Annotated in this window: 14 protein-coding genes; 9 read left to right on the forward strand and 5 right to left on the reverse strand. The window is 74.1% G+C overall.

The genetic code is table 11. From position 1 onward, the window contains the following. The first annotated feature begins 473 nt into the window (after positions 1-473). From Sm713_RS03060 to Sm713_RS03080, 5 genes are all read left to right on the forward strand, one after another. Positions 474-2,429, forward strand: coding sequence for a serine/threonine-protein kinase (locus Sm713_RS03060; protein ID WP_212908146.1), 1,956 nt, complete (start codon positions 474-476; stop codon positions 2,427-2,429). Between the two features lie 220 nt (positions 2,430-2,649). Beyond that, the gene (locus Sm713_RS41570; protein WP_374195953.1) at positions 2,650-5,043 is read left to right on the forward strand and encodes a protein kinase; all 2,394 of its coding nucleotides are present in this window, start codon (positions 2,650-2,652) and stop codon (positions 5,041-5,043) included. Between the two features lie 238 nt (positions 5,044-5,281). Beyond that, the gene (locus tag Sm713_RS03070) at positions 5,282-7,066 is read left to right on the forward strand and encodes a serine/threonine-protein kinase (RefSeq protein WP_212908147.1); all 1,785 of its coding nucleotides are present in this window, start codon (positions 5,282-5,284) and stop codon (positions 7,064-7,066) included. 229 nt (positions 7,067-7,295) lie between these two features. Then, positions 7,296-9,002 carry a succinic semialdehyde dehydrogenase gene (locus tag Sm713_RS03075; RefSeq protein ID WP_212908148.1) on the forward strand — a complete coding sequence of 569 codons (1,707 nt, stop codon included), beginning with the start codon at positions 7,296-7,298 and terminating at the stop codon, positions 9,000-9,002. 178 nt (positions 9,003-9,180) lie between these two features. Beyond that, positions 9,181-11,121, forward strand: coding sequence for a GMC family oxidoreductase (locus Sm713_RS03080; protein ID WP_212908149.1), 1,941 nt, complete (start codon positions 9,181-9,183; stop codon positions 11,119-11,121). 366 nt (positions 11,122-11,487) lie between these two features. Here the strand turns inward: Sm713_RS03080 and Sm713_RS03085 are convergent, their stop codons facing one another. The 3 genes from Sm713_RS03085 to Sm713_RS03095 form a co-directional block, all read right to left on the reverse strand. Next, the gene (locus tag Sm713_RS03085; protein ID WP_212908150.1) at positions 11,488-13,146 is read right to left on the reverse strand and encodes a hypothetical protein; all 1,659 of its coding nucleotides are present in this window, start codon (positions 13,144-13,146) and stop codon (positions 11,488-11,490) included. A gap of 803 nt (positions 13,147-13,949) precedes the next feature. Beyond that, a complete protein-coding gene (locus Sm713_RS40055; protein WP_249416495.1) occupies positions 13,950-14,183 on the reverse strand; it encodes a chorismate mutase in 234 nt (77 codons plus the stop codon). A gap of 481 nt (positions 14,184-14,664) precedes the next feature. Further along, positions 14,665-15,267 carry a PadR family transcriptional regulator gene (locus Sm713_RS03095; protein WP_212908151.1) on the reverse strand — a complete coding sequence of 201 codons (603 nt, stop codon included), beginning with the start codon at positions 15,265-15,267 and terminating at the stop codon, positions 14,665-14,667. Positions 15,268-15,453: 186 nt separating this feature from the next. Here Sm713_RS03095 and Sm713_RS03100 point away from each other — a divergent pair, with 186 nt between their 5' ends. The 4 genes from Sm713_RS03100 to Sm713_RS03115 all read left to right on the forward strand — a co-directional run bounded on the left by Sm713_RS03100 (position 15,454) and on the right by Sm713_RS03115 (position 20,394). Then, positions 15,454-16,017 (forward strand): hypothetical protein, encoded by a 564-nt coding sequence (locus tag Sm713_RS03100; RefSeq protein ID WP_212908152.1) that lies wholly within the window; start codon positions 15,454-15,456, stop codon positions 16,015-16,017. 146 nt (positions 16,018-16,163) lie between these two features. Continuing rightward, entirely contained in the window at positions 16,164-17,747 is a 1,584-nt protein-coding gene (gene guaA, locus Sm713_RS03105; RefSeq protein WP_212908153.1) for a glutamine-hydrolyzing GMP synthase, read from the forward strand. A 438-nt stretch (positions 17,748-18,185) separates the two neighbouring features. After that, the gene (locus tag Sm713_RS03110) at positions 18,186-19,454 is read left to right on the forward strand and encodes a hypothetical protein (protein ID WP_212908154.1); all 1,269 of its coding nucleotides are present in this window, start codon (positions 18,186-18,188) and stop codon (positions 19,452-19,454) included. Between the two features lie 322 nt (positions 19,455-19,776). After that, entirely contained in the window at positions 19,777-20,394 is a 618-nt protein-coding gene (locus Sm713_RS03115) for a DoxX family protein (protein WP_212908155.1), read from the forward strand. Between the two features lie 16 nt (positions 20,395-20,410). On the opposite strand, the gene Sm713_RS03120 is transcribed toward Sm713_RS03115, so the two are convergent. Both Sm713_RS03120 and Sm713_RS03125 read right to left on the reverse strand, forming a co-directional pair. Beyond that, positions 20,411-20,647 carry a hypothetical protein gene (locus tag Sm713_RS03120; protein ID WP_212908156.1) on the reverse strand — a complete coding sequence of 79 codons (237 nt, stop codon included), beginning with the start codon at positions 20,645-20,647 and terminating at the stop codon, positions 20,411-20,413. Further along, positions 20,634-22,037 carry a PspC domain-containing protein gene (locus tag Sm713_RS03125; protein ID WP_212908157.1) on the reverse strand — a complete coding sequence of 468 codons (1,404 nt, stop codon included), beginning with the start codon at positions 22,035-22,037 and terminating at the stop codon, positions 20,634-20,636. The genes Sm713_RS03120 and Sm713_RS03125 overlap by 14 nt, the downstream gene beginning before the upstream one ends. Between the last annotated feature and the right edge of the window lie 279 nt (positions 22,038-22,316).

A 22,316-nucleotide genomic window follows, 5' to 3' on the forward strand; every position in this document is an offset into this window, starting at 1 on the left:
GGTGGGCGTACGCGGCGGTTCCTCCGGCAGGCGTGTGCGTCCTGCACCAGCGTGACGGTCCGTCCGGCAGGCGTGTGCGTGCGTCTCGGTCCGTCCGGGGAGCGTGTGTGTGACGGTTCGTCCGGCGGGCTGTACGTGCGGCGGTCCGTTCGCCGGGCGCGTTCGAACCCGTACCGGACGAGCATCGACGGGCCACCTCGAACCGCCCCGCGGGCGTCCGCGGGCGGAGGCCGTTGAACCCGCTCCAGATGTGTGCCGGCCGCGGCGTTCGAACCCGTACCGGGGCCGTATGTGGTGGAAACATGGAGGTCATGGCGGGTCCGTGCGCTGTGAGGGCATGGCGCCTCTGTGGAGGGATCAGCCGATGAGTCCCAAGCGTCACAGTGCTGTCACCTTGTACCCCACGTGTTCCCTGCGGGGTACCACTTCCTTACGCTGGAGTGGTCAATCCACTGCGGGGGATCGTGAATCAGATGCAAGGCCTGCTCCTCGCGGGGCGCTACCGGCTCGGTGAGTCCATCGGACGGGGCGGCATGGGCCGCGTGTGGCGCGCCCATGATGAGTTGCTGCACCGCGTCGTGGCGGTGAAGGAACTGACCGCCGCCCAGTACGCGTCCGAGAGCGAACGCACGGTGCTGCTGGCGCGCACCCAGACCGAGGCCCGCGCCGCCGCCCGCATCAACCACCCCGCCGTCGTCACCGTCCACGACGTGCTGGAGCACGACGACCGGCCGTGGATCGTGATGGAGCTGGTCGAGGGCGGTTCCCTCGCGGACGTCGTCAAGGAGTCGGGCGCGCTCGAACCGCGGTACGCCGCCCGCGTCGGCGTCTGGGTGCTCCGCGCGCTGCGCGCCGCCCACGCCGCCGGCGTGCTGCACCGCGACGTCAAGCCCGGCAACGTCCTGCTCGCGAAGGACGGCAGGGTGCTCCTGACCGACTTCGGCATCGCGCAGGTGGAGGGCGACACCACGCTGACCAAGACCGGCGAGGTCGTCGGCTCGGTGGACTACCTGGCGCCGGAGCGGGTGCGCGGCGCCGACCCAGGCCCGGCGTCCGACCTGTGGGCGCTCGGGGCGACGCTCTACACCGCGGTGGACGGCAGCTCGCCGTTCCGGCGGACCACGCCGCTGGCCACCATGCAGGCCGTCGTCGACGAGGACCCTTCCGAGCCGGCCGGCGCCGGGCCGCTCGGCCCCGTCATCACCGCGCTGCTGCACAAGGACCCGGCCCTGCGCCCCAGCGCGGAGGAGGCCGAGGCGATGCTCGCGGAGGCCGCGGAGGGCCGCAGGCCCACGGCCGCGCAGGAGTACCTGCCCACCAGCGTGCACCCCTACGAGAACCCGACGCGGAACCAGAGCGCCGCGCAGGGGCAGCACCCGCAGGACGCGCCGGGCGGCGGGGCGTACGGCCCGCACCAGCCCTACGGCGCCTTCGGGCCCGCGGCAGCGGCCGGGAGCGGCTACGGGTATCCCGGCGCAGGCCCGCAGCCGGAGCCGGTGACGACGCATCACCCCAGCTCGCACACGCCCCCGGGGTCACACACGCCTCCCGGCTCGCACACGCCTCCTGGCTCGCACACGCCCCCCGGGTCACACACGCCTCCTGGCTCGCACACCCCGCCCGGCTCGCACACGCCTCCGGGGCCGCTCATATCCTCCGCGCAGCAGACGGCACCCGCGTCCACGGGCGCGCCCGGGCGGCGGAGCCGGCGCGGCTGGATCGTTCTGGCGAGCGTCGTCGCGGCGGCCGTGCTGATGGGCGGCGGCACCGTGCTCGGCCTGCACTACGCGGACAAGGGCGGCAAGGACGCCGCCTCCCATTCCCCCGCTCTCTCCTCCTCGCCCGACGCCCCGGGCCCCGCGGGGCCTCCGGAGCAGGCCGGCGGGATCCCGCCCGACTGGCGGCGGGTCGACGACGTCGAGGGCTTCAGCCTGATGCTGCCGCCGCGCTGGCACCGGCAGGCCAACGGCTCCCAGATCGACTACACGCCCGACCGCGGCAACCACTTCGTGCGGATCAGCGTCGACCGGTCCCCGGACTGGGAGAACCCGTACATGCACCAGCTCGACCTGGAGAAGCAGCTCCACGACAAGCTGCCCCAGTACCACCGCGGCGAGCTGACCGAGAACACCTTCCGCGACCGGCCCGGATCGCTCTGGGAGTTCACCTGGACCGCGGTGCCCTCCGACTCCTTCCCCGGACCCCGGCACGCCATAGAACAGACGTACCTGGATCGGGACGGCACCGAATACGCGATCTACATGTCGTCGCCGGACGCGGACTGGGACACCACCCGCCTGCAGTTCGACCGCGTACTGAGGGGCTGGCAGCCCGCACGGAAGGGTTCCGTGGCCGGATCCGACGGCTCACAGAACGGCGGCGGGGACGGCGGCGACAGCTCGGACGACGGGGACGACGGCAGCGAGTGAGCTGTGGCGCCGCCCCATCGGGCGGGCCCGGGAAGGCGCTTCCCGGGCGCCGGTGGGACCGCCGGAGGCCCTGACCATGCGGTGACGGGGTGGTGCGTTCGGCGCTGACGGCGCAGTGCCGGCGCGCGGCCCGGGCCCCGACGGGCGATCTTCGGACAACCCGTGTCACCTGGCCGGACGCACCCCCTCCGGGTCGGTGACCCTGGGGCATCATGACCCTATGGTGACCGACGGAGCCGCGGGGAGCGGGGGGCACCCGGGCGGCGGCAGCACCCGTGTCCTGGCGGGCCGGTACCGCTTGGAGACACGTCTCGGCCGGGGCGGCATGGGCGTGGTGTGGCGTGCCACGGACGAGCTGCTGGGGCGTCAGGTCGCCGTCAAGGAAGTCGCGCTCGACCTCGGCGACGAGCTTTCCGCAGACGAGGTGCGGGTCCAGCGCGAGCGCGCCCTGCGCGAGGCGCGTGCCCTCGCCCAGCTCGGCCACCCGGGCATCATCGCCGTGCACGACGTCGTGGAGGCCGAGGGCCGCCCGTACATCGTCATGGAGCTGGTCGACGGGCCCTCGCTCGCCGAGCGGATCGCGCGGAACGGACCCGTCGACACGCGCGAGGCCGCCCGGATCGGGATCGCGCTACTCGGCGCGCTCCGCAAGGCGCACGCCTCCGGAGTGCTGCACCGCGACCTGAAACCGGCCAACGTCCTGCTGGAGTCGGAGACCGGCCGGGTCGTGCTCACCGACTTCGGCACCGCGCACCTGAGCGGTTCCACGACGCTGACCGAGTCCGGCTCGTTCATGGGCTCGCCGGAGTACACGGCGCCGGAGCGGATGTCCGGACTGCGCTCGGGCCCCGAGTCGGACCTGTGGTCGCTGGGCGCGCTGCTGTGCACGGCGGTCAGTGGCACGTCGCCGTTCCACCGCGACAACCTGGGCGCCGTGCTGCACGCCGTGGTCTCCGACGAGATCAGGACACCTCAGGAGGCCGGTCCGCTGCTGCCGGTGATCCTGGGCCTGCTGGAGCGCGACCCGGACCGCCGTCTCGACGCGGCCGAGACCGAACGGATGTTGCGCGACTACGCCGACACGGGGCGCGTCCCGGAGCCGCGCGCCGCCTCGGAGTCCGGCGAGCCGGGTGCCGCGCGCATGCGCTGGGCGCCCCGGGTCGCCCGGCTCCCGTACCGCGCGTCCCGGGGCGCCGGGCGCCTGCCGGGCGTCTCCCGCCTGACGCACCGCGGGTCCCGTCGCGCGGCACCGCACCCACCCGGGTCCTCCACCACGGACCAGCCGCCCCCGGCACCGGACGAGGCGCTGTCCGGCAGCTCCGAACACCCTCCGGCGGCGGAGGGCCGGGCTGCGGTACGGCCCGGCGAGTCCCCGGCGCCGGGCGGCACCGGGATTCCCGCGGCGCGTGGCACCGGGACCTCCGGCCCGCGGAGCCCCGGAACCCCTGACCAGGCCGACCGAGGAGAGCCCTCGGGCGCGGAAGGCGGCGGTGTCCGCGGGACCGGGGCGCAGGACTCCGCGCCCCCCGGGACCGCGGGCCGTCCCGCCGGGAACGACAGCGGTCCGTCCGGGGCCGAGGGGTCCGGCGGCGCCGGCCCGGCCGCCGGAGAGCGCCAGGACCACACCTTCGCACCCCACGAACGCCCGAGCGCCCCGGCCGACCACCCCGTGCCGCTCTCCGACCGCACGTCCGCGCCGCCCCGCCGGGGGCCGGCGATGCCGGGCGCCACCCCGGGCGGCGACGGCACCGCCTCGGGCCCGACCCAGCACCCGTCCGCGGAGGACCGCCCGTCACCCCAGGACGGCCCGCCCACCGACACGGGCCCCTGGCCACCGCCCGAGGCGGAACCCTGGTCACCCCCGGCGCCCAGGGGCACCCGCCCCCCGCGGGGGCAGCCCGATCCGGCGGTGCCGGGGCGACGGGCGCCCGCAGCGCCGGCACCCCCGCCCTCCGCCGCTCACGAGACCGCCGCGCCCGGCCCGTCCACCGGCCCCCGCCCCGAGCCGTCCCCGCGACGGCCGCGCCGGAATCCGGCCGGCGCTGCCACACCACCGTCCACCCGGTCCCGCAGAGGCCGCACCGGCGGAGGAGCGGGAGGCGCCTCCACAACGGGCACCGGGTCGGCCGACCCCGCCGGAGGGGCGCCTGACACCAGCGCGGACGGAGAGCCCCCCGCAGGCCGTGGCCAAGCTCCCTTCCCCGGCGCACGAGAGCGCACCCCTGGCACCGGTCCGGGCCCGGCCCCGAAGGCGGAGTCCACCCGCCGGATGCGCACCATGCTGATCGCCATCGCGCTGGCCGCGGGTATCGCCGGAGCCGGCGTGTCCGCGGTGGCACTGCTCTCGAAGGGCGGCGGCAACGGCCACCGCGAACCGTCGACCTCGGTCCCCGCGACCCCCACCCCCACCCCCACCCCCACCCCCAGCCCCACCCGGGCCCCCACGCACGGGTCCGCCCCGGCCGCACCCCCGAGCCCCACCCAGAAGTCCGGCGAGCCGACCCCCACGTCCTCAGGGCCGTCGGCGTCCACACCGCCCCGCACCGGCTCGTCCGCCCACACCCCTGCGGACACCCCGGCGGGCGGGGCCTTCTCCGAGCCCTCCTCCCGGTGAACGCCGGCACCGTGACAGCCCGTCGGCCTGCTGCGGGCGCGTGCACAGAGCTTCGTTCTGCGCGGGCCACTACCCGTATCCCATGGCCGGGACGACACCCTCAAGCGTTCGTCCGACGAACTCGCGCGTTCCGCGCGGCCGCGCGGCCCGGCGCGGAGACCTCCCCCTTTGTCACGGTGTTGCATCCGCTCAGGGGCCTCGGTGGCGATCCACGGGCGCGGGTCGCCAGGATGTGAACATGACGAACGATGGGGGAAACCAGGACGAGCCCACCAGCTACGGGCTGAGGCCACCTCAGGCTCCGCCCGTCCAGCCGGTGCCGGGGCAGGGCGCCTACGGCTCGTACCAGCCCACCCAGGGCCCGGGCGGCGGAGCGGGTGGCGGGAACGGCACCCCCGCACAGGGCCCCGCGGGCAACCCGGGGCAGCCCGGACACCCGGGGCAGCCGGAGTACCCGCCGCACCCTGGGCAGCCCGAATACCCGGCGCATCCTGGGCAGCCGGGTCCCGCTCAGCGGCCCGCCCAGGCACCCGAGGGCGCCGGCCGGCTCGTCGGTGGTCGCTACCAGTTGCTGAACCGCCTCGGCCACGGCGGCATGGGCACCGTGTGGCACGCCCGGGACACCGTCGTGGAGCGCGAGGTGGCGATCAAGGAGCCCCGGCTGCCGGACCACCTGAGCGAGGCCGAGCGGGGGACCGCGTACGAGCGCATGCAGCGCGAGGCCCGTGCCGCCGCCCGGATCGAGCACCCCTCCGTGGTCACCGTGCACGACGTCGTCGTGGAGCAGGGCAGGCCCTGGGTGGTCATGGAGCTGGTGCGCGGCCAGTCGCTCGCGGACCGGCTGCAGGAGGGCACCCTCGACCCGCGGGAGGCCGCCCGGATCGGCGTAGCGGTCGTCGGCGCGCTCCAGGCCGCGCACGACGCGGGCGTGCTGCACCGTGACGTCAAGCCCGACAACGTCCTGCTCGGCCGGGGCGAGCGGGTCGTGCTCACCGACTTCGGCATCGCCCAGGTGGAGGGCGAGCAGCGGCTCACCGAGACGGGCGTGTTCGTCGGCTCACCGGAGTTCATCTCGCCGGAACGGGTGCTGGGCCAGCGCCCCGGGCCCGCCGCCGACCTCTGGTCCCTCGGCGTCGTGCTGTACGCGGCCGTGGAGGGCATGTCGCCGTTCCGCCGCTCGAACACCCCGGCCACGCTCCAGGCCGTGCTCTCCGCCGAGCCGCAGTCGCCCGCGCGCGCGGGCGGAGCGCTCGCCATGCTCGTCATGCAGTTGCTCCGCAAGGACCCGATGGCGCGCCCGCCCGCGCCGGAGGTCCGCCAGGTGCTTCAGGGCCTCGCGCACCCGGCGTCGGAGGGCACCCGCCTGATCCCGCCGCACCAGAGGGACGCCAACCGCTGGGTGCCCCCGGTGCTCCAGAACGACCGCAGGGCGCAGCTCGGCCTGGGCGCCGGCGTGGTGGTCGTGGCGCTCGCGCTCGTCCTGCTGCTGCTCGACCCGTTCAAGGGGAACGAGCTGCCCAAGGGCTGGGAGGTGCGGCCCGAGCGGGAGACCGTGGCGGCGTCGCTCGCCGTGCCGTCCGACTACCGGCGCGTCCCCAACGACGGCACGACCGCCGGCGTCACGTTCGACGACCCCAGCGACGTCTTCCACGTGTACCTCACCCGGGTGGACAACTCCACGGTCGACGACCCCGTCGAGCCGACCGGCGCGGGCTGGGAGAAGTACTACAAGGGCGGCGGCGACAACGGCACGGAGTTCACGCCGGTGAAGGTCGCCGGCAGGACGACGTCGTACCGCCAGAAGAAGGCGTACGAGACGACGGTGACCTTCACGGACTACAGCGACAGCAGCGACGACCCCGTGCGGCACTACCGCCACCAGCTCCTCGTCCCCGAGGGCGGCACCAGCAAGTGGTACTGGCGGCTGGAGGTCGACATGCCCGCGGACGGCTGGGCCCACCCCATCGGCGAGCAGCTCTACCGGGACGTCGTCGCCCACCTGGACCTGGACCTCGACATGTAGCCGATGGACCTGGACCTCGACACGTAGCCGGCCGGCGGCCGGACGGCAGCCGCCACCACTCCCGGCTTCCTGAGCGCATCCCTCCGGGCTCCGGAGCGCTTCCGTCCGGCGGTCGATCTCCCAGATCAGCCCCGTTCCTGCCAGTGATCGCTGGCGGGCTGTGAGTGGATGGTGAAACGTCGTTACCGATGGGTACCCAAACGGGTGTCCTAGCCCTACTCTCACGCCCATGACCGACACGACGGACCCGACGGGCTCGAAGGCCCCCGCTCCCCCTGTGGACGCCGAGGACGCCGGGGCCGCGGCCCCCGCCACCGCGTCGCCGGACACGCCCGGCACGCCTGGCACGTCCGGCACCAACCCCGTCGCGCCCGTGCCCGCCGGCACCCGGACGGCCTCCGACGTGGTCACGCCGGAGCTGGTGGCCCGGCTGGTGCGCGACGTCGTCGGGTCGGGCAGTACCGCGTGCCACACGCCGTTCTCCGGTGAGAAGCTGGCGGACCTGCCCGAGTCGACGCCCGAGGACGTGGCCACCGCCTACGAGCGCGCCCGTGCCGCCCAGCTCGCCTGGGCCGCCACGCCCGTGCGCCGCCGTGCGGCCGTGCTGCTGCGCTTCCACGACCTCGTCCTCCAGCGCGAGGCCGAGGTGCTCGACCTGATCCAGCTGGAGACCGGCAAGGCGCGCCTGCACGCCCACGAGGAGGTGCAGGGCGTCCTCGTCACCGCCCGGCACTACGGCCGCGGGGCCGCCGCGTACCTGCGGCCGAAGCGGCGCATGGGCGCCGTGCCGACCCTGACCCGGGTGACGGAGCTGCGCCATCCACGCGGCGTGGTCGGGCAGATCGTGCCCTGGAACTACCCCTTCGAGCTGGCCGTCGACGACGCCCTGCCCGCCCTCGTCGCGGGCAACGCCATCGTCATGAAGCCCGACACGGAGACCGCGCTGACGGTCCTGTGGGCCCGCGACCTGCTGATCGAGGCGGGGCTGCCCGCCGGGGTGATCCAGGTGGTGATCGGCGAGGGCCCGGTGGTCGGGCCCGCGGTGGTCGAGCACGCGGACTACGTCTCGTTCACCGGCTCCACCCGCACCGGGCGCGAGGTCGCCCAGCGGGCCGCCGCCCGGCTGGTCGGCGCCTCGCTCGAACTCGGCGGCAAGAACCCGATGCTGGTCCTGCACGACGCGGACGTGGACAAGGCCGCCGCGGGTGCCGTGCGGGCCTGCTTCTCCTCGGCCGGGCAGCTCTGCATCTCCATCGAGCGGCTGTACGTGCACGAGTCCGTCGCGGACGCCTTCCTTGAGCGCTTCGCGGCCCGCACCAAGGCCATGCGGCTCGGCGCCGGGCTCGCCTACGGGGCCGAGATGGGCTCGCTGGCGGGCGAGCGGCAGCTCCAGACCGTCCAGCGGCACGTGACGGAGGCCGTCGAGAAGGGCGCACGGCTCGTCGCCGGCGGCGCGGCGAGGCCGGACATCGGCCCCTACTTCTACGAGCCGACGATCCTCGACGGGGTCGAGTCCCCGATGGCGGTGTGCGGCGAGGAGACCTTCGGGCCGGTCGTCTCCGTCTACCGCTTCCGCGAGGAGGACGAGGCGGTCGCTCTCGCCAACGCCACCCCGTACGGCCTCAACGCCTCGGTGTGGACCAAGGACGGCGCACGCGCCCGGCGCCTCGCCGCCCGGCTGCGCTGCGGCAGCGTCAACGTCAACGAGGGGTACGCCGCCGCCTACGGCAGCGTCCGCTCGCCCATGGGCGGCATGCGGGACTCCGGCCTCGGCCGCCGGCACGGCGCGGACGGCATCCACAAGTACACGGAGCCGCAGACCGTCGCCCACCAGCGCCTGATCCCCATGGCCCCGGCCTTCGGCATGGACGACGCCGGCTACGCGACGTTCATGAGCAGAAGCCTGCGCGCCATGAAGGCCCTCCGCCTGCGCTAGCCGCCACGCGTCCTCCGCGGGACCACGTGCCGACGAACGCAGCTGTGGGCAGTGGCCGGATGGACCGTAGCTGTGGGCAGGCGTTCCGCGGGGCGGAACGGGTGGGCACAGCGGAACCCCCATGGCGGCGAGCCCTGCCAACCACCTCAGCCACAGCCCACCCCCGGAGGTACCCCCGATGCCCGAGCCCCCCGCCGAAGGCGCCACCGCGGGCAGCGAACCCGCCGTGGGCGGCGAACCCGCCGTGGGCGGCGAACCCGCCGTGGACGCCGAACCCGCCGCGGACCCCGCCCCCCTCGCGGGCAGCGAGCGCCCCGACTACGACGTCATAGTCATAGGCTCCGGCTTCGGAGGCTCCGTCACCGCCCTGCGCCTCACGGAGAAGGGCTACCGCGTCGGCGTCCTGGAAGCCGGCCGCCGCTTCACGCCCGAGACCCTGCCGCGCAACTCCTGGGACATCAGGAACTACCTGTGGGCCCCGTCCCTCGGCCTCTACGGCATCCAGCGCATCCACCTGCTCGGCAAGGTGATGGTGCTGGCCGGCGCGGGCGTCGGCGGCGGCTCGCTGAACTACGCCAACACCCTCTACGTTCCGCCGAAGGCGTTCTTCGACGACCCGCAGTGGAGGGACATCACCGACTGGCGGGACGAGCTCGGCCCGTACTACGACCAGGCGCAGCGGATGCTCGGGGCCCGGCTGAACCCGACCATGACGCCCTCGGACGTGCACCTGAAGTCGACGGCCGAGGCCATGGGGGTGGGGGAGTCCTTCCACATGGCGCCGGTCGGGGTGTTCTTCGGGGACGGCGCCGACGCGGACCGCCGGGTGAAGGTGGAGCCGGGTACGGAGGTTCCGGATCCGTACTTCGGCGGTGCGGGACCCGCGCGGCGGGCCTGCACCGAGTGCGGTGAGTGCATGACGGGCTGCCGGCACGGCGCCAAGAACACCCTCACCGAGAACTACCTCCACCTCGCGGAGCGCGCCGGCGCGGTCATCCACCCGATGACGTCGGTGGTCGCGGTCACCGAGGACCCGCGCGGCGGCCTCGAAGTGCGCACCGTGCCGACCGCCCGGCGCCGGGGGGACGGGGGCCGGACCTTCCGGGCGCCGCGGGTGGTGGTCGCCGCGGGCACCTACGGCACGCAGACGCTGCTGCACCAGATGCGCGACGAGGGCCTCCTGCCGGGCATCTCCGACCGCCTCGGCGCGCTCACCCGGACCAACTCCGAGGCGCTGGTGGGCGCGCAGACGGACAACCGCCGCTACCGCCAGAGGCACGGCCACAGCAAGGTCGACTTCACCCGGGGCGTGGCGATCACCTCGTCGATCCACCCGGACGAGCACACGCACATCGAGCCCGTCCGGTACGGCAGGGGGTCCAACGCCATGGGCAGCCTGACGATCGTCCAGGTGCCCTACCGGCCCGGCGGGCGGGTGCTGGGCTGGCTGGGCAACCTGGCCCGGCACCCCTGGCTGGCGATCCGCTCGCTGTCGAACCGGCGCTGGTCGGAGCGGACCATCATCGGCCTGGTGATGCAGTCGCTCGACAACTCCCTGACCACCTACCGCAAGCCGAACGGCCTGGGCAAGGGCCTGCTGACGGCGCGTCAGGGCCACGGCGCGCCCAACCCGGACCAGATCCGCGAGGCGACGCAGGCGGCCTCGCTGCTGGCCGAGGAGATCAACGGCTTCCCCGGCTCCAACGTCGGCGAGCTCATGGGCACCCCGCTCACCGCGCACTTCCTCGGCGGCTGCCCGATCGGCGACACCGCGGCGAAGGGCGTCATCGACCCCTACCACCGGCTCTTCGGGCATCCGTCGATCTCGGTCGTGGACGGCGCCGCGGTCTCGGCGAACCTGGGCGTCAACCCGTCGCTGACCATCACGGCGCAGGCCGAGCGCGCCATGGCGTTCTGGCCGAACAAGGGCGAGGACGATCCCCGTCCGGCGCAGGGCGAGCCCTACCAGCGGCTCGAACCGGTGGCCCCGAGGTCCCCGGTCGTGCCGCAGGACGCGTTCGGCGCGCTGAAGCTGCCGTTCCTGGGGATGCCGGAGGTGCCGCCGAGGGCGGCGGGGGCTCCGCGCGGGGGAGAGGACCGGCCGGTCATCGGGGAGTGAGGCGGTAGCCGGGCGCCGGGGGAGCCGAGCCGGGGGCAGGCCCTCCGGGCACAGGAGGGTCCGGGGTCAGGTCGTGTCCGGCGGATCTTCGTGGATCAGCCTGCGGCGTCTGGTGCCGTGCATCGCAAGGCGGAGGATCGTCCTCGTACGGGGCGTACTCGGATGACTCCGGCAACGCGGCGAGGTGCGGTGCTGGGGGGCACTCCCCCACTGCCCTGAACGGGCGTGGGAGGTACCCCCACCCACGCCCTTCAGGCAGTGGGGGAGTCGCGGGCCCACGAAGATCCGCCGGACACGACCTAGGTCCGGGGAGGGCCCCTGCGCGCCGAGGAGGGCGCAGGGGCCGCGTGCGTCGCGCGGTGCTTCTCAGGAGCGGTCGGGGCCGTCCGAGGAGCCGGTGCCCGCGGTGCCGGTCTCCTTGCCGCCAGTGCCGGGCTTGCCGCCGGAGCCGCCGGCAGCGCTTTCACCGTCGGCGTCGTCCGGCGCGCCGGACGTGCCGGATCCGTCGGCCGCACCGGATTCCTCGGCGGTGACGGCGCCGTTCTCCGCGTCGCTCTCGTCGGAGGCGTCACCGTCGCCCGCCGTGTCGCCCTTGGCGGTGGCGCGGGTGGTACCGGCGGTCTCGGCAGTCTCGGCGGTCTCCGTGCTGCTGGACGTGCCGGTGGTGCCGGTGCCGGCCGCATCTCCGTCGCCGAAGGAGCCGTCAGCGCTCTTGGCGTCCTCGGCATTCTCGGCGTACTCGGCGTACTCGCCGTCCGTCAGACCCAGGGCCTGTGCGGCGGCCCTGCGGCGGGCGAGGTAGAGCGTCACGGAGCCGATGAGCACCGCGAGAGCGCCGATCAGCCCCATGATGGGGACGGCCTCGGAGGTGCCGGTGGCGGCGAGGGTGCCGGTGACCGGGCGGGCGTAGACACCGCCCTGGGGGTGGCTGCCGTCGTTGCGGCGCTGCGCCGGCTTCTCGCCGGTGGGCTTGGCGTCGTCGACTCCCGCGAGGGTGCTGCCGGCCTTGAGGACGGTGAAATCGTAGGTGTCGCCGTTGAGATTGCAGGTGTCACCATGGCCGGCGTAGACGGCCGTGCTCAGCGCGAAGGCCGCGCCGGGCGGGGCCGTGGCGGCCACGTTCACCCGGAGCTGGAGGTCGACGCGGGCGTTGCGGCCGACGCGCGGGACGAGGGCGACGAAGGTGCCGCTGTACGCGTGGCGGCCGCCGCCGTCCTGGTAGAAGTCCTGGTAGGCGTCGGTCCACCGGCCCGTGGCGGGGTCCTTGAACTGGAGGCGGGCCAGGTCGAGTTGGAGGGAGTCGTGCTCGTTCACGCCCGTCGCGTACTCGGTGAAGCTCTGGGCGTAGATGTTCGTGAGCTCCGCGCCGGTGTGGTTGGTCACGGTGAAGAGGAACGGGTGCCAGCCGGAGCCGGCGACGATCTTTCCGGGCAGGCCGGTGACGTCGACCGAGAGCCCGTCGTCGGGGACGAACTCCCCGCACAGGTCAGGGGACCAGCCCTTGCCGGGCAGCGTCTCGGTCCCGGGCTCGGCGGGGGCGCCGGTGCCACCCGGGTCGGCGGGGTCGCCCGGCGTGCTCGGAGTGTCGCCCCTGCCCTGCTCCTGCGGATCGGCCGGGAGGGTGGTCTGGCTCTGGCCGGGCCCTCCGGTGCCGGTGGAATCTCCGGGCCCGGGGGGCGTGGGGCCGCCGCCGGTGGCCGGGTCGGTCGGCGTGCCGGCGGGTGGGCTGGAGGGCGGGTCCGAGGGGGAGTCCGAGGGCGGGGGCGTGCCGGGGTCGGTGGCCGGATCGCTCGGGGTCCCGCCGGGAGAGGTCGTGGCCGGGTCGTTCGGGGCCTGCCCGGAGGGTGTGGTGACCGGGTCGACAGGATCGGCCGGCGGCGTGTCCGTGCCCGGGGCGGCGGGGTCGGCGCCCGCTGTGGCGTCAGCCGATGCCACGGGGGCGGCCGTCGCCAGCAGCGCGATCGGGCCGATCCCGGCCAGTGCGGCCACGGTGGCCGTGGCGGCGATGGCTCGGCTTAGCTTCATCAGGACCTCGGAAACGTCCGGTGTGCTCTGGTGATTCAGGGCACGAGTGGGGGGTGCCACCGCGAAACGGGCGGGTGCGGCCGTCGATTATGCATTCATGACCTGCAGTTCTTGTGAATGGTTGCCCATGAAGTCTCGCATTTCCAATGTGACATACATCACTTGGGGTCGGTCCGTCGGTCAACGCGCCTGGCCGGAAAAAGCCTTCGTCAACGGTGCCCGGTGGCGCCGCGGTTGACCGTGCGACGGGCTCCGCCGGCGATCGGAGGTCCGCCACCGATGCCGCGGGGTGTCGCCGGGTGCGGCCGGGTACGACCGGTGCCGTCGGGTGCGGTCGGGTGCGGTCGGGTGCGGTCCACCGAGTACTGCCTGGAGGAAGGTTAACGAGTGCTGCCCCGGAGGTTAAGGGGCGAGGGGGCGGGGCCGCGGCTGGGGCCGGACGCCGTCCGGACGGTGGTGTGCCGGGCGCGTGCGCTCCGCCGGCCGGCTCCGGGCGTCCCCGGAGCCGGCCTCTCTGGGGTGGCCGGGCGGCTGTCCCCTGCCGCCCGGCCACAGATCCGGAGCGAGGTCCCACGGCGCACGGCACGACCCGCGCGTCCTCTCGCTCCAGAAGGGTCCGGCTCATCTTCCGTCCGCATCTCTTGCGGCCCGCCTCTCGGCCGGCGCGGACATCGGGACCAACGAGGCCCGGGTGCCGCCGGTCACGGGCCGTACGGGTGAGACGGGGCCGGCACCGATGCCGCGCCCCGGCGCGGCGCACGCGGGCGAACCGGACCTGGGCGCGGATCAGATGAGCCCGCGGATCAGATGCGGCCGCGGCACAGTTCGAGCAGCGTCATGGCGAGGGACGTGCCCGGCTTGCCGAGCGCGTCCCTGTAGTGGCCGAGCACGGCCATCTCGCGCGAGAGGTTCACCCGGCGGCCTCCCGAGGCGATACGGGACTCCTGGATGACCGTCGAGACCGCCATGCGCTCCTGGACGAGGCCGATGATCGCGTCGTCGAGCGCGTCGATGCGGGCACGCGCACCGGTGATCACCTGGGCCGCCTCGGGGTTCCGGGCACCGGGGTCCTCGGCACCGGCGCCGCCTGTACTACCGGTTCCCGCGCCGGCGTTCCGCGTACTGGTACCGGTATCCGTACCGGCGTTCCGCGTACCGCCGTCGTCCGTACCGGCGTTCCGCGTACCGCCCGTTCCGGTGCCGCCGGTCTCCGTACGGTCGCTTGCCGCGCCGTCGCTCTCCATGCGGTCGCGTGCTGTCTTGTCGCTTGCCGTGCTGGTCATGTGCGGGGCTCCTCTGCGAGTGGTGGAAGCAGGTCCCCGGGGCGACGGTCCGGACCACGCACAGGCGCCCCGGGCCTTTCGGCCCGGGGCGCCTGGGAAGTCGCTTGTCAGGGGATCAAGCAGCACGTCCACGGCAGCCGGCGGGCCGGTTGCCATAGGTAAAGCGGAAGCTGTGCTGCTGGGTCACGCCATCAGTATGCAGGTACGGCGGTGCGCCCGGTCAAGGCGGGTCCCGTCAGGTGCGCCCGCCATCGCTGGGTCGGGGCGTCGGCGAGGGCGTGTCCCGGTCGCCGTGAGGTGCGTCCCCCTCGGCCGCCGGCGGAGTCCCGCCGACCTGGCCGGCCGCCCACTCGGCCCACTCCTTCTCCATCGCGGCGAGCCGCAGCCCGTACTCCAGGGCGATGCGGCCGTTGGTGGACAGCGCGCCGACCTCCCGGTCCAGCTCGTCCCTGATCCCGGCGAGGCGCTCGTGCTCGGACGCGGCGAGGGCCGCGCGGTTGCCGAAGAGGGACCGGGCCTGCTCGGCGGTGGCGACGTTCAGGAAGAACACCTTCAGCAGCAGCCGGCTGCGGCGGGGCTGGGGCCGTTCGGGCTCGCTCATCCACTCCCGCAGCTCGGCGAGGCCCTGGTCGGTGAGCGTGTACTCCTTGCGGCGGCGCGGCCCCTCCGCGGAGACGTCGACCAGCCCGGCCGCCGCCATCCGGCCCAGCTCGCCGTACATCTGGCTCTGGGTGGCCGGCCAGACGTTCGCGAGCGAGTCGTCGAACAGCTTCATCAGGTCGTACCCGCTCGCGGGCCGGTCGACGAGGAGTCCGAGCAGGGCGTGGCGAAGGCTCATGGCATCCAGCGTATCTCTCCACTGACATGTCCAAGTAGACATCGCCGCAGTGACATGTCACAGTAGGAATATCTGGACACCGGCCCACGGCGTCATCGGCGTCGGTGTCGGCGTCATCACTCCTTGTCATCACTCTCTCTCCACTCCTCTGATCACTCCACGCCAGCACTTCTTGGGGGCTCTCATATGAACTACCTGCGCGGTTTCGTCCCGTGGATCGCCTTCGCCGCCGTGTCGGCTGCCGGCTGGCAGTGGGGCGCGCTGGCGGGACTGGTCCTGGGCCTCGTGGTGTTCCTGGCCACCCGCCGGGCGGGGGTCCCGGCGGACGCGCTGATCCTGGAGATCAGCACGGTCAGCTACTTCGTCCTGCTGACCGCCTTCGCCTTCGCCGTCCCCGACTCCCCGGTGGCCGGCTACTGCGGCGCGCTCTCCTTCTCCTGGCTGGCGCTCACGGCCTGGGGCACGCTCGGCGCCCGGCGGCCCTTCACCCTGGGCATCGCCCGCCGGTCCACGCCGCGGGAGTTCTGGGAGACCCCGCAGTTCCTCCGCATCAACAACGTGATCACCCTGGTGTGGGCCACGGCCTTCGTGCTGACCGCCGCGGCGGTGGCCGCCTGCGACGCACTCCACGCCGGCACCGGTGCCCAGATCGCCTGCCAGGTCGTCGGTTTCGCGGTGCCCGCCGTCTTCACCGCCCGCTATCCGAAGATCGTCCAGGCCCGGTACGCGGCGCTCGGCGGCGCGGCCTGAGCCGCCCCCGGACCCCGGCCGGGGCTCGCGCCCGAAGGCGGCCGACCGTCCCCGTTAGAATCGAGGGACAGACCTCGCGCAGCGTCCGGTTCCGGCTCGGCCGGGACCGGCCTGCGCCCGTTGCTCCACGCCGGAAGGCCGCGCCCGTGCCCACAGCGTCCCCCGCCGCCGCACCCGACACCGTCCTGGTCGTCGACTTCGGCGCGCAGTACGCCCAGCTCATCGCCCGCCGCGTACGCGAGGCGCGGGTGTACAGCGAGATCGTGCCCTGCACCACGCCGGTCGCCGAGATGCTGGCCAGGAAGCCGGCGGCGATCATCCTCTCCGGCGGCCCCTCGTCGGTCTACGCGGAGGGCGCCCCGGGCATCGACCCGGCGCTGTTCGCGGCCGGGGTCCCCGTCTTCGGCATGTGCTACGGCTTCCAGCTGATGGCCACGGCCCTCGGCGGCACGGTCGACAACACCGGCGCCCGCGAGTACGGCCGCACCCCGCTCGCCGTCTCCAAGCCCGGCTCCACCCTGTTCGAGGGCACCCCGGCCGAGCAGAGCGTCTGGATGTCGCACGGCGACGCGTGCAGCGCCGCCCCCGCCGGCTTCGCGGTCACCGCGTCCACCGACGTCGTCCCCGTCGCCGCCTTCGAGGACGACGAGCGCAGGCTCTACGGCGTCCAGCACCACCCCGAGGTGATGCACTCCACCTACGGGCAGCAGGTCCTGGAGCACTTCCTGTACCGCGGCGCCGGCATCGACCCGTCCTGGACCACCGGCAGCGTCATCGACGAGCAGGTCACCGAGATCCGCGCCCGGGTCGGCAGCAGCCGCGCCATCTGCGGCCTGTCCGGCGGGGTGGACTCCGCGGTCGCCGCAGCCCTGGTCCACAAGGCCATCGGCACCCAGCTCACCTGCGTCTACGTCGACCACGGCCTGATGCGCAAGGGCGAGACCGAGCAGGTCGAGAAGGACTTCGTGGCGGCCACCGGCGTCCAGCTCAAGGTCGTCGACGCCCAGGAGCGCTTCCTCGACGCCCTCGCCGGCGTCTCCGACCCCGAGCAGAAGCGGAAGATCATCGGCCGGGAGTTCATCCGCGTCTTCGAGCAGGCCCAGGCGGAGATCGTCGCCGAGGCGCCCGGGGACCATCCGGTCCGGTTCCTGGTGCAGGGCACCCTCTACCCGGACGTCGTCGAGTCCGGCGGCGGCACCGGCACGGCCAACATCAAGTCCCACCACAACGTCGGCGGGCTCCCCGAGGACCTGGAGTTCGAGCTCGTCGAGCCGCTGCGCAAGCTCTTCAAGGACGAGGTACGGATGGTCGGCGCCGAGCTGGGGCTGCCCGACGAGATCGTGCACCGCCAGCCGTTCCCCGGCCCCGGGCTCGGCATCCGGATCGTCGGCGAGGTCACCAGGGAGCGGCTCGACCTGCTCCGCGAGGCAGACGCCATCGCCCGCGAGGAGCTGACCGCCGCCGGGCTCGACCGCGACATCTGGCAGTGCCCGGTCGTCCTGCTGGCCGACGTCCGCAGCGTCGGCGTCCAGGGCGACGGGCGGACCTACGGCCACCCCATCGTGCTGCGCCCCGTCTCCTCCGAGGACGCCATGACGGCCGACTGGTCCCGCCTGCCGTACGACACCCTGGCGCGGATCTCCACCCGCATCACCAACGAGGTCGCGGAGGTCAACCGCGTCACCCTCGACATCACCAGCAAGCCGCCGGGCACCATCGAGTGGGAGTAAGGGCTGCCCCTGGTGCCGGCCGGTGAGGTCTGTGCGGGTACGTCGTGGTTCTTTGCGCTCCCCCACTGCCTCAAGGACGTGGGAGGTACCCCCACCCCGCGCCCCTTTCCAGGGTTGCGCCGCGGTCTTGGTGCGGGTGGGCCGTGGTTTTCGCGCAGTTCCCCGCGACCCTGTTCCGGTGGCTTTACCCCTTTCGTGAGGGGTCGGTCAACACGGGTGGGAGGTGTCACCCACCGCCCAACCGTGCCGGACGGACCTGTCCGCCGATCCGCCCCGCCGGTACGGCACAATCCCTGGGGTCCGGGGATGTCCACGGGCGCCCGCACGGCCGGGTGCCCCGAGACGGCCGAGGCCCGCACGGCGGGTCGGCGGCGCGGCACCCGGACGGACCCTGAGCGGGATCGACGGCGTCTGAGGCGCGGAAGGCGGAAGTGACGCGTGGCGGTGCAGGAGGCGGAGCAGAGCACGCACGAGGGTGGCTGCACATGCGGCGACTGCCCGCACGGGGCGCGGGAGGGTCACCGGCGAGCGGTGGCCGCGTTCCTCACCAAACGCGAGGAGTTCGCACAGGGCAAGGGCCTGCCCTCCGCCGTGGTGCACTCGGCCGGCGCCTCCCGCCAGTGGGTGTCCGACGAGCTGACGCAGTCCGCGACCGTGGTCGCCGAGCGCAGCAGGGCCGAGGGCGACGCCTGGACGGCGGCGCTGTGGCCCCGCACGCTCTGGGCGGTGTGGGCCGGCGTGGTCGTGCTGCTCCTGGTGCAGGCGCTGACCGCGATCGGCAGCGGCTGGACCACCGCGCGGACGGCGGGCCTGCTCGCCGCGGTCGTCGTGGGCGGCGGCCTGACCGCCGCCGGCTGGCTGCACCGGGCGCGCGGCGGCGTCCTCGCGCCCATGATCGGTGAGGACAACCGCCTCTCCACCTCGCGTGCCGTCGCCGCCTCCTGGGTGCTCCTCGCCGTGTACGCGGTGCTGGTGCTCGCCGGAGAGCTGGGCGGGGCCTCCGGTCACCGGGAGCGCGACGCCCTGATCGACGGTCTCGACCTCGCCGCGGGCGCCGGCATCGTCACCGTGGTGGCCGTGGTGTGCGGGGTGGCCGTCCTGGTGCGGCGCGTGGTGGCGATCCGCGTCCGCGCCCAGCGGCTCCAGAAGGTGCGCGCCGACCGGCCGCATGCCGCCGACCTGCTCACCGACGACGCCGGGCGCGCCGACTTCGCCGACACCCAGTACGTCGTGATCACCGCCGTGGCCCTGGTCTTCACCGCGGTCCGGCTGGCCCGCCGCCCCGAGCAACTGCCCGACGTGCCCTGGGGCCTGGCCCTGCTCGTGCTGGTCTCCGCGGCCACCTACCTCGCGGGCAAGTACGCCGAGGGCGGCCGGGCGGTGATCCTCTCCGTGGTCCGCGCCAGGGAGGCCGGCGACCTGGACGGCCCCATCCGCACCGGCGACGACATCGAGGTCCGCGGCACCGGCTTCGTCCCGCCGGGTGCGGGGGGTGCGGACCGGCTGGCCCGCACCGTCGTCCGCATCGGCAACGTCCACGTGCACGTCCCGCTGGTCCCGGTGGCCGGCGGTTTCAGCAACCCCTCGGACACCGTGCTGACGGTGCCCGTACCGGTCGACGTCGAGCCGGGCCGGGTCGACGTGCAGGTGGTCACGGCGGCGGGCACGGAGACGAACACGTGCACGATCGACGTCACCTCGGACTGATCGGGGCGTAGCCCCGGCTTGTAGGGGCGCGGGGAACTGCGCGAGCACCAGCTACCGCCGCAGGTCCGGCGACGACACCAGCAGTCCGTTGGGGGCGGCGGCGAGCTGCCGGTGGCGAGCTGCCGGTGGCGAACTGCCGGTTTCGTCGTGGCTGGGCGCGCAGTTCCCCGCGCCCTTATGGTGCACTTTGCGTCCCTTGCGGTGGGGGTGCATGAACTCCGCCTCTGCCCGGTGAGCGATACGCCCTGCCCGTCCGTATCCCCTTGTGGAAAGCTGGACGGACCTGACGGCGAATCGCCGGTGCGAGAGGTGGCTGAGACCCATGGCTCAGGAGTGGAGTTCGGAGGCGGGGACGGGGTACCGCGAGCAGGGCCAGGGGAACCTCGCCGGTGGCAGAAGCCAGGCCGCCGACGCCGGGGGCGCCGCCCTCGATGCCGGCGCGGCACGACGCTCCCCGTACCTGTTCGCTCTCCTCCCGCTGCGCGTCTTCCTCGGTATCACCTTCGTCTACGCGGGGCTGGACAAGCTCACGGACAGCTCCTTCCTGGCCGCGTCCGGCGGGGGGTCGATCGGCGACTTGATGCGGTCGGTGCGGGATTCCGCCGCGATCCCGGGCCTCGTCGACCTGGCCCTCAAGAGCCCCGTCGGCTTCGGCTACGCCATCGCCTTCGGTGAGCTGGCGGTGGGCCTGGGGATGCTGTTCGGCCTGCTGTCCCGGCTCGCCGCGGTGGGCGGCGCGCTGATCTCGCTGAGCCTGTGGCTGACGGTGAGCTGGCAGACCACGCCGTACTACTACGGCAACGACCTCGCGTACCTGATGGCATGGCTGCCGCTGGTGATCGCCGGGGCACCCGTGTTCTCGCTCGACGCGCTGATACGCCGGGCCAGGCAGCGCCGGGGGGACGGCGCGGCCCAGCAGATGGGCTCGTTCGTGGGCTAGCCCGCTCCGGAGCGGCCTACAGCGCCGGTGGGCCCGGCGGCCGGGAGGCGGTGTCCCTTCTCAGGGTGCGCCGTATCGCGTACGAGATGGTGCCGGCGACGGCCGCGAGGCAGAGGCCGCCGACGACGATCGGCGCCATCGCGAACCACGGGACGTCCCACAGGCCCCGCGCGTCGCCCCCGAAGGCGACCGCCGCGCCGGTCAGGGCCACGCCCACCACCAGCTTCCCGGGCTGGAACTCATGCAGCGGCACGGCTCACCTCCGCCTGCCCGACGCCGACGTGGAGACGCACTTCCAGGGTGCCGCCGGTGGCCCGGCCGTCCTGTGCGGGCAGCGTCATCCGCTCCTCCTTGCCGGGGGCCACGTCCACGTCGTGCGGTCCCTCGTTCGGCAACTGGATGTCCCCGAGGCCGACCTGGACGCGGATCCGGACATCCGTGTCCCGTGGCAGGACGACCTTGAGGTGGCCGGCGCTCACCTGCGCGCGGGTGCTGACGGTGGTGCCCTTGGCGACGGTTATCCGGCTCAGGTCGAGCGTGCCGTCCCCGGAGCCCAGCTCGTAGCGGGGGACGATCTGGGCGGCGGTCGCCGGCGCCCACGTGGTGCGCATCCAGGTGGTCGTGATGTCCTTCGGCAGCGCGGAGGAGCCGGCGAGCAGCACGGCCGTGAGCACCGCGAGCACGATCGAGCCGGCGCCCGTCCTGCCCAGCACGGCACTGATGCCGATGCCCACGCCGAACACCGCGAGCGCGCAGGCCAGACCGGTCTGAAGGCTGGTGCCTAGCGCGGCGGACTGCCAGGTCAGGTTGGTGCCCAGGCACCCGGCGGCCAGCGCGAGCAGGAACACCCAGCCGCCTATCCAGCGCCTGGCGCCCACCTGCGGCGCCCGTGGCGGGCGGCCCCCGGCGTCCCAGCGTGAGGTGACGGCGATCCTGCGCGCGCTGGCGTCGCGTATGTCGACCGGGCCCCAGAGATAGCCGGTGCCGCCGTCGTGAGTGCCGTCCTTGACGATCGGGCCGCGCCACCAGGCGGGGAACGAGGAGGGCGCGGGGGGTGCCGTGGGCTCCGGAGGCGCGTCCGCGGCGGCCTGCGCGGCCAGCGGGTCGGGGTCGAGGGTGCCGCGCTGCCGCGACCAGTACCCCGCGCCGACCAGCAGCAGGGCGAGCACGGCACCGAACGTGAGCACCTCGCCCCTGCCGAGCACCGACAGGAAGAGGCCGCAGCCGACCAGGGCGCAGAGCACCGCCGTCAGCGCAGGGCCGTCCACCCGGCCGGAGAGCAGCCTGCGCGCCTCGTTCTCCTCCTCGCCCTCGAAGGGGACGAAGAGCCAGGCGAAACCGTAGAAGATCAGGCCGATGCCGCCGGCCACCGACAGCACGGCGAAGCCGATCCGGAAGATCACCGGGTCCAGGTCGCAGTGGCGGCCCAGGCCTGCGCAGACGCCGCCGATCAGCTTCTGCCCGCGGTCCCGGCGCAGGGCGTCGGAGAGGGCTCCGGACGGCGGGGTGCCGCCCTGGGCCGCGTCACCGCCCGCCTCCTGGCTCCCGCCCGGCGCCGGCCCGTCCCGTCTCGGCTCGTCCGGGCCCGTGCCCGGTCCGGGTCCGGGGGCCGCGTCCGGTGCGGCGTGCTGCTGATCCTTCATGGGTCCATGGTGACGGGCTCGGAGGGCGGATGGCAGTCGGGGCGACCCTGGCGCATCCCTGATATCTGCCCCGAGGCCGGGTCCGGGGTGCGGTTCCGTGGCCATCCGGCACGGGCTTTCCGGGCTGCGCCCCGGCCGGCTTCCGAGGGACTTTGGGTGCCGCGTGACCAGCCACGATGCGCCTTGGGGGTACCTCCCACGCCCTTCAGGCAGTGGGGGAGGGCCATGGGCCGACCTCTTGCGGTTTCGTTTTCGGCTGACCGGCGGTGGGGGTTGTTC

It is taken from the genome of Streptomyces sp. TS71-3, from assembly GCF_018327685.1.
Classification (GTDB): Bacteria; Actinomycetota; Actinomycetes; order Streptomycetales; family Streptomycetaceae; genus Streptomyces.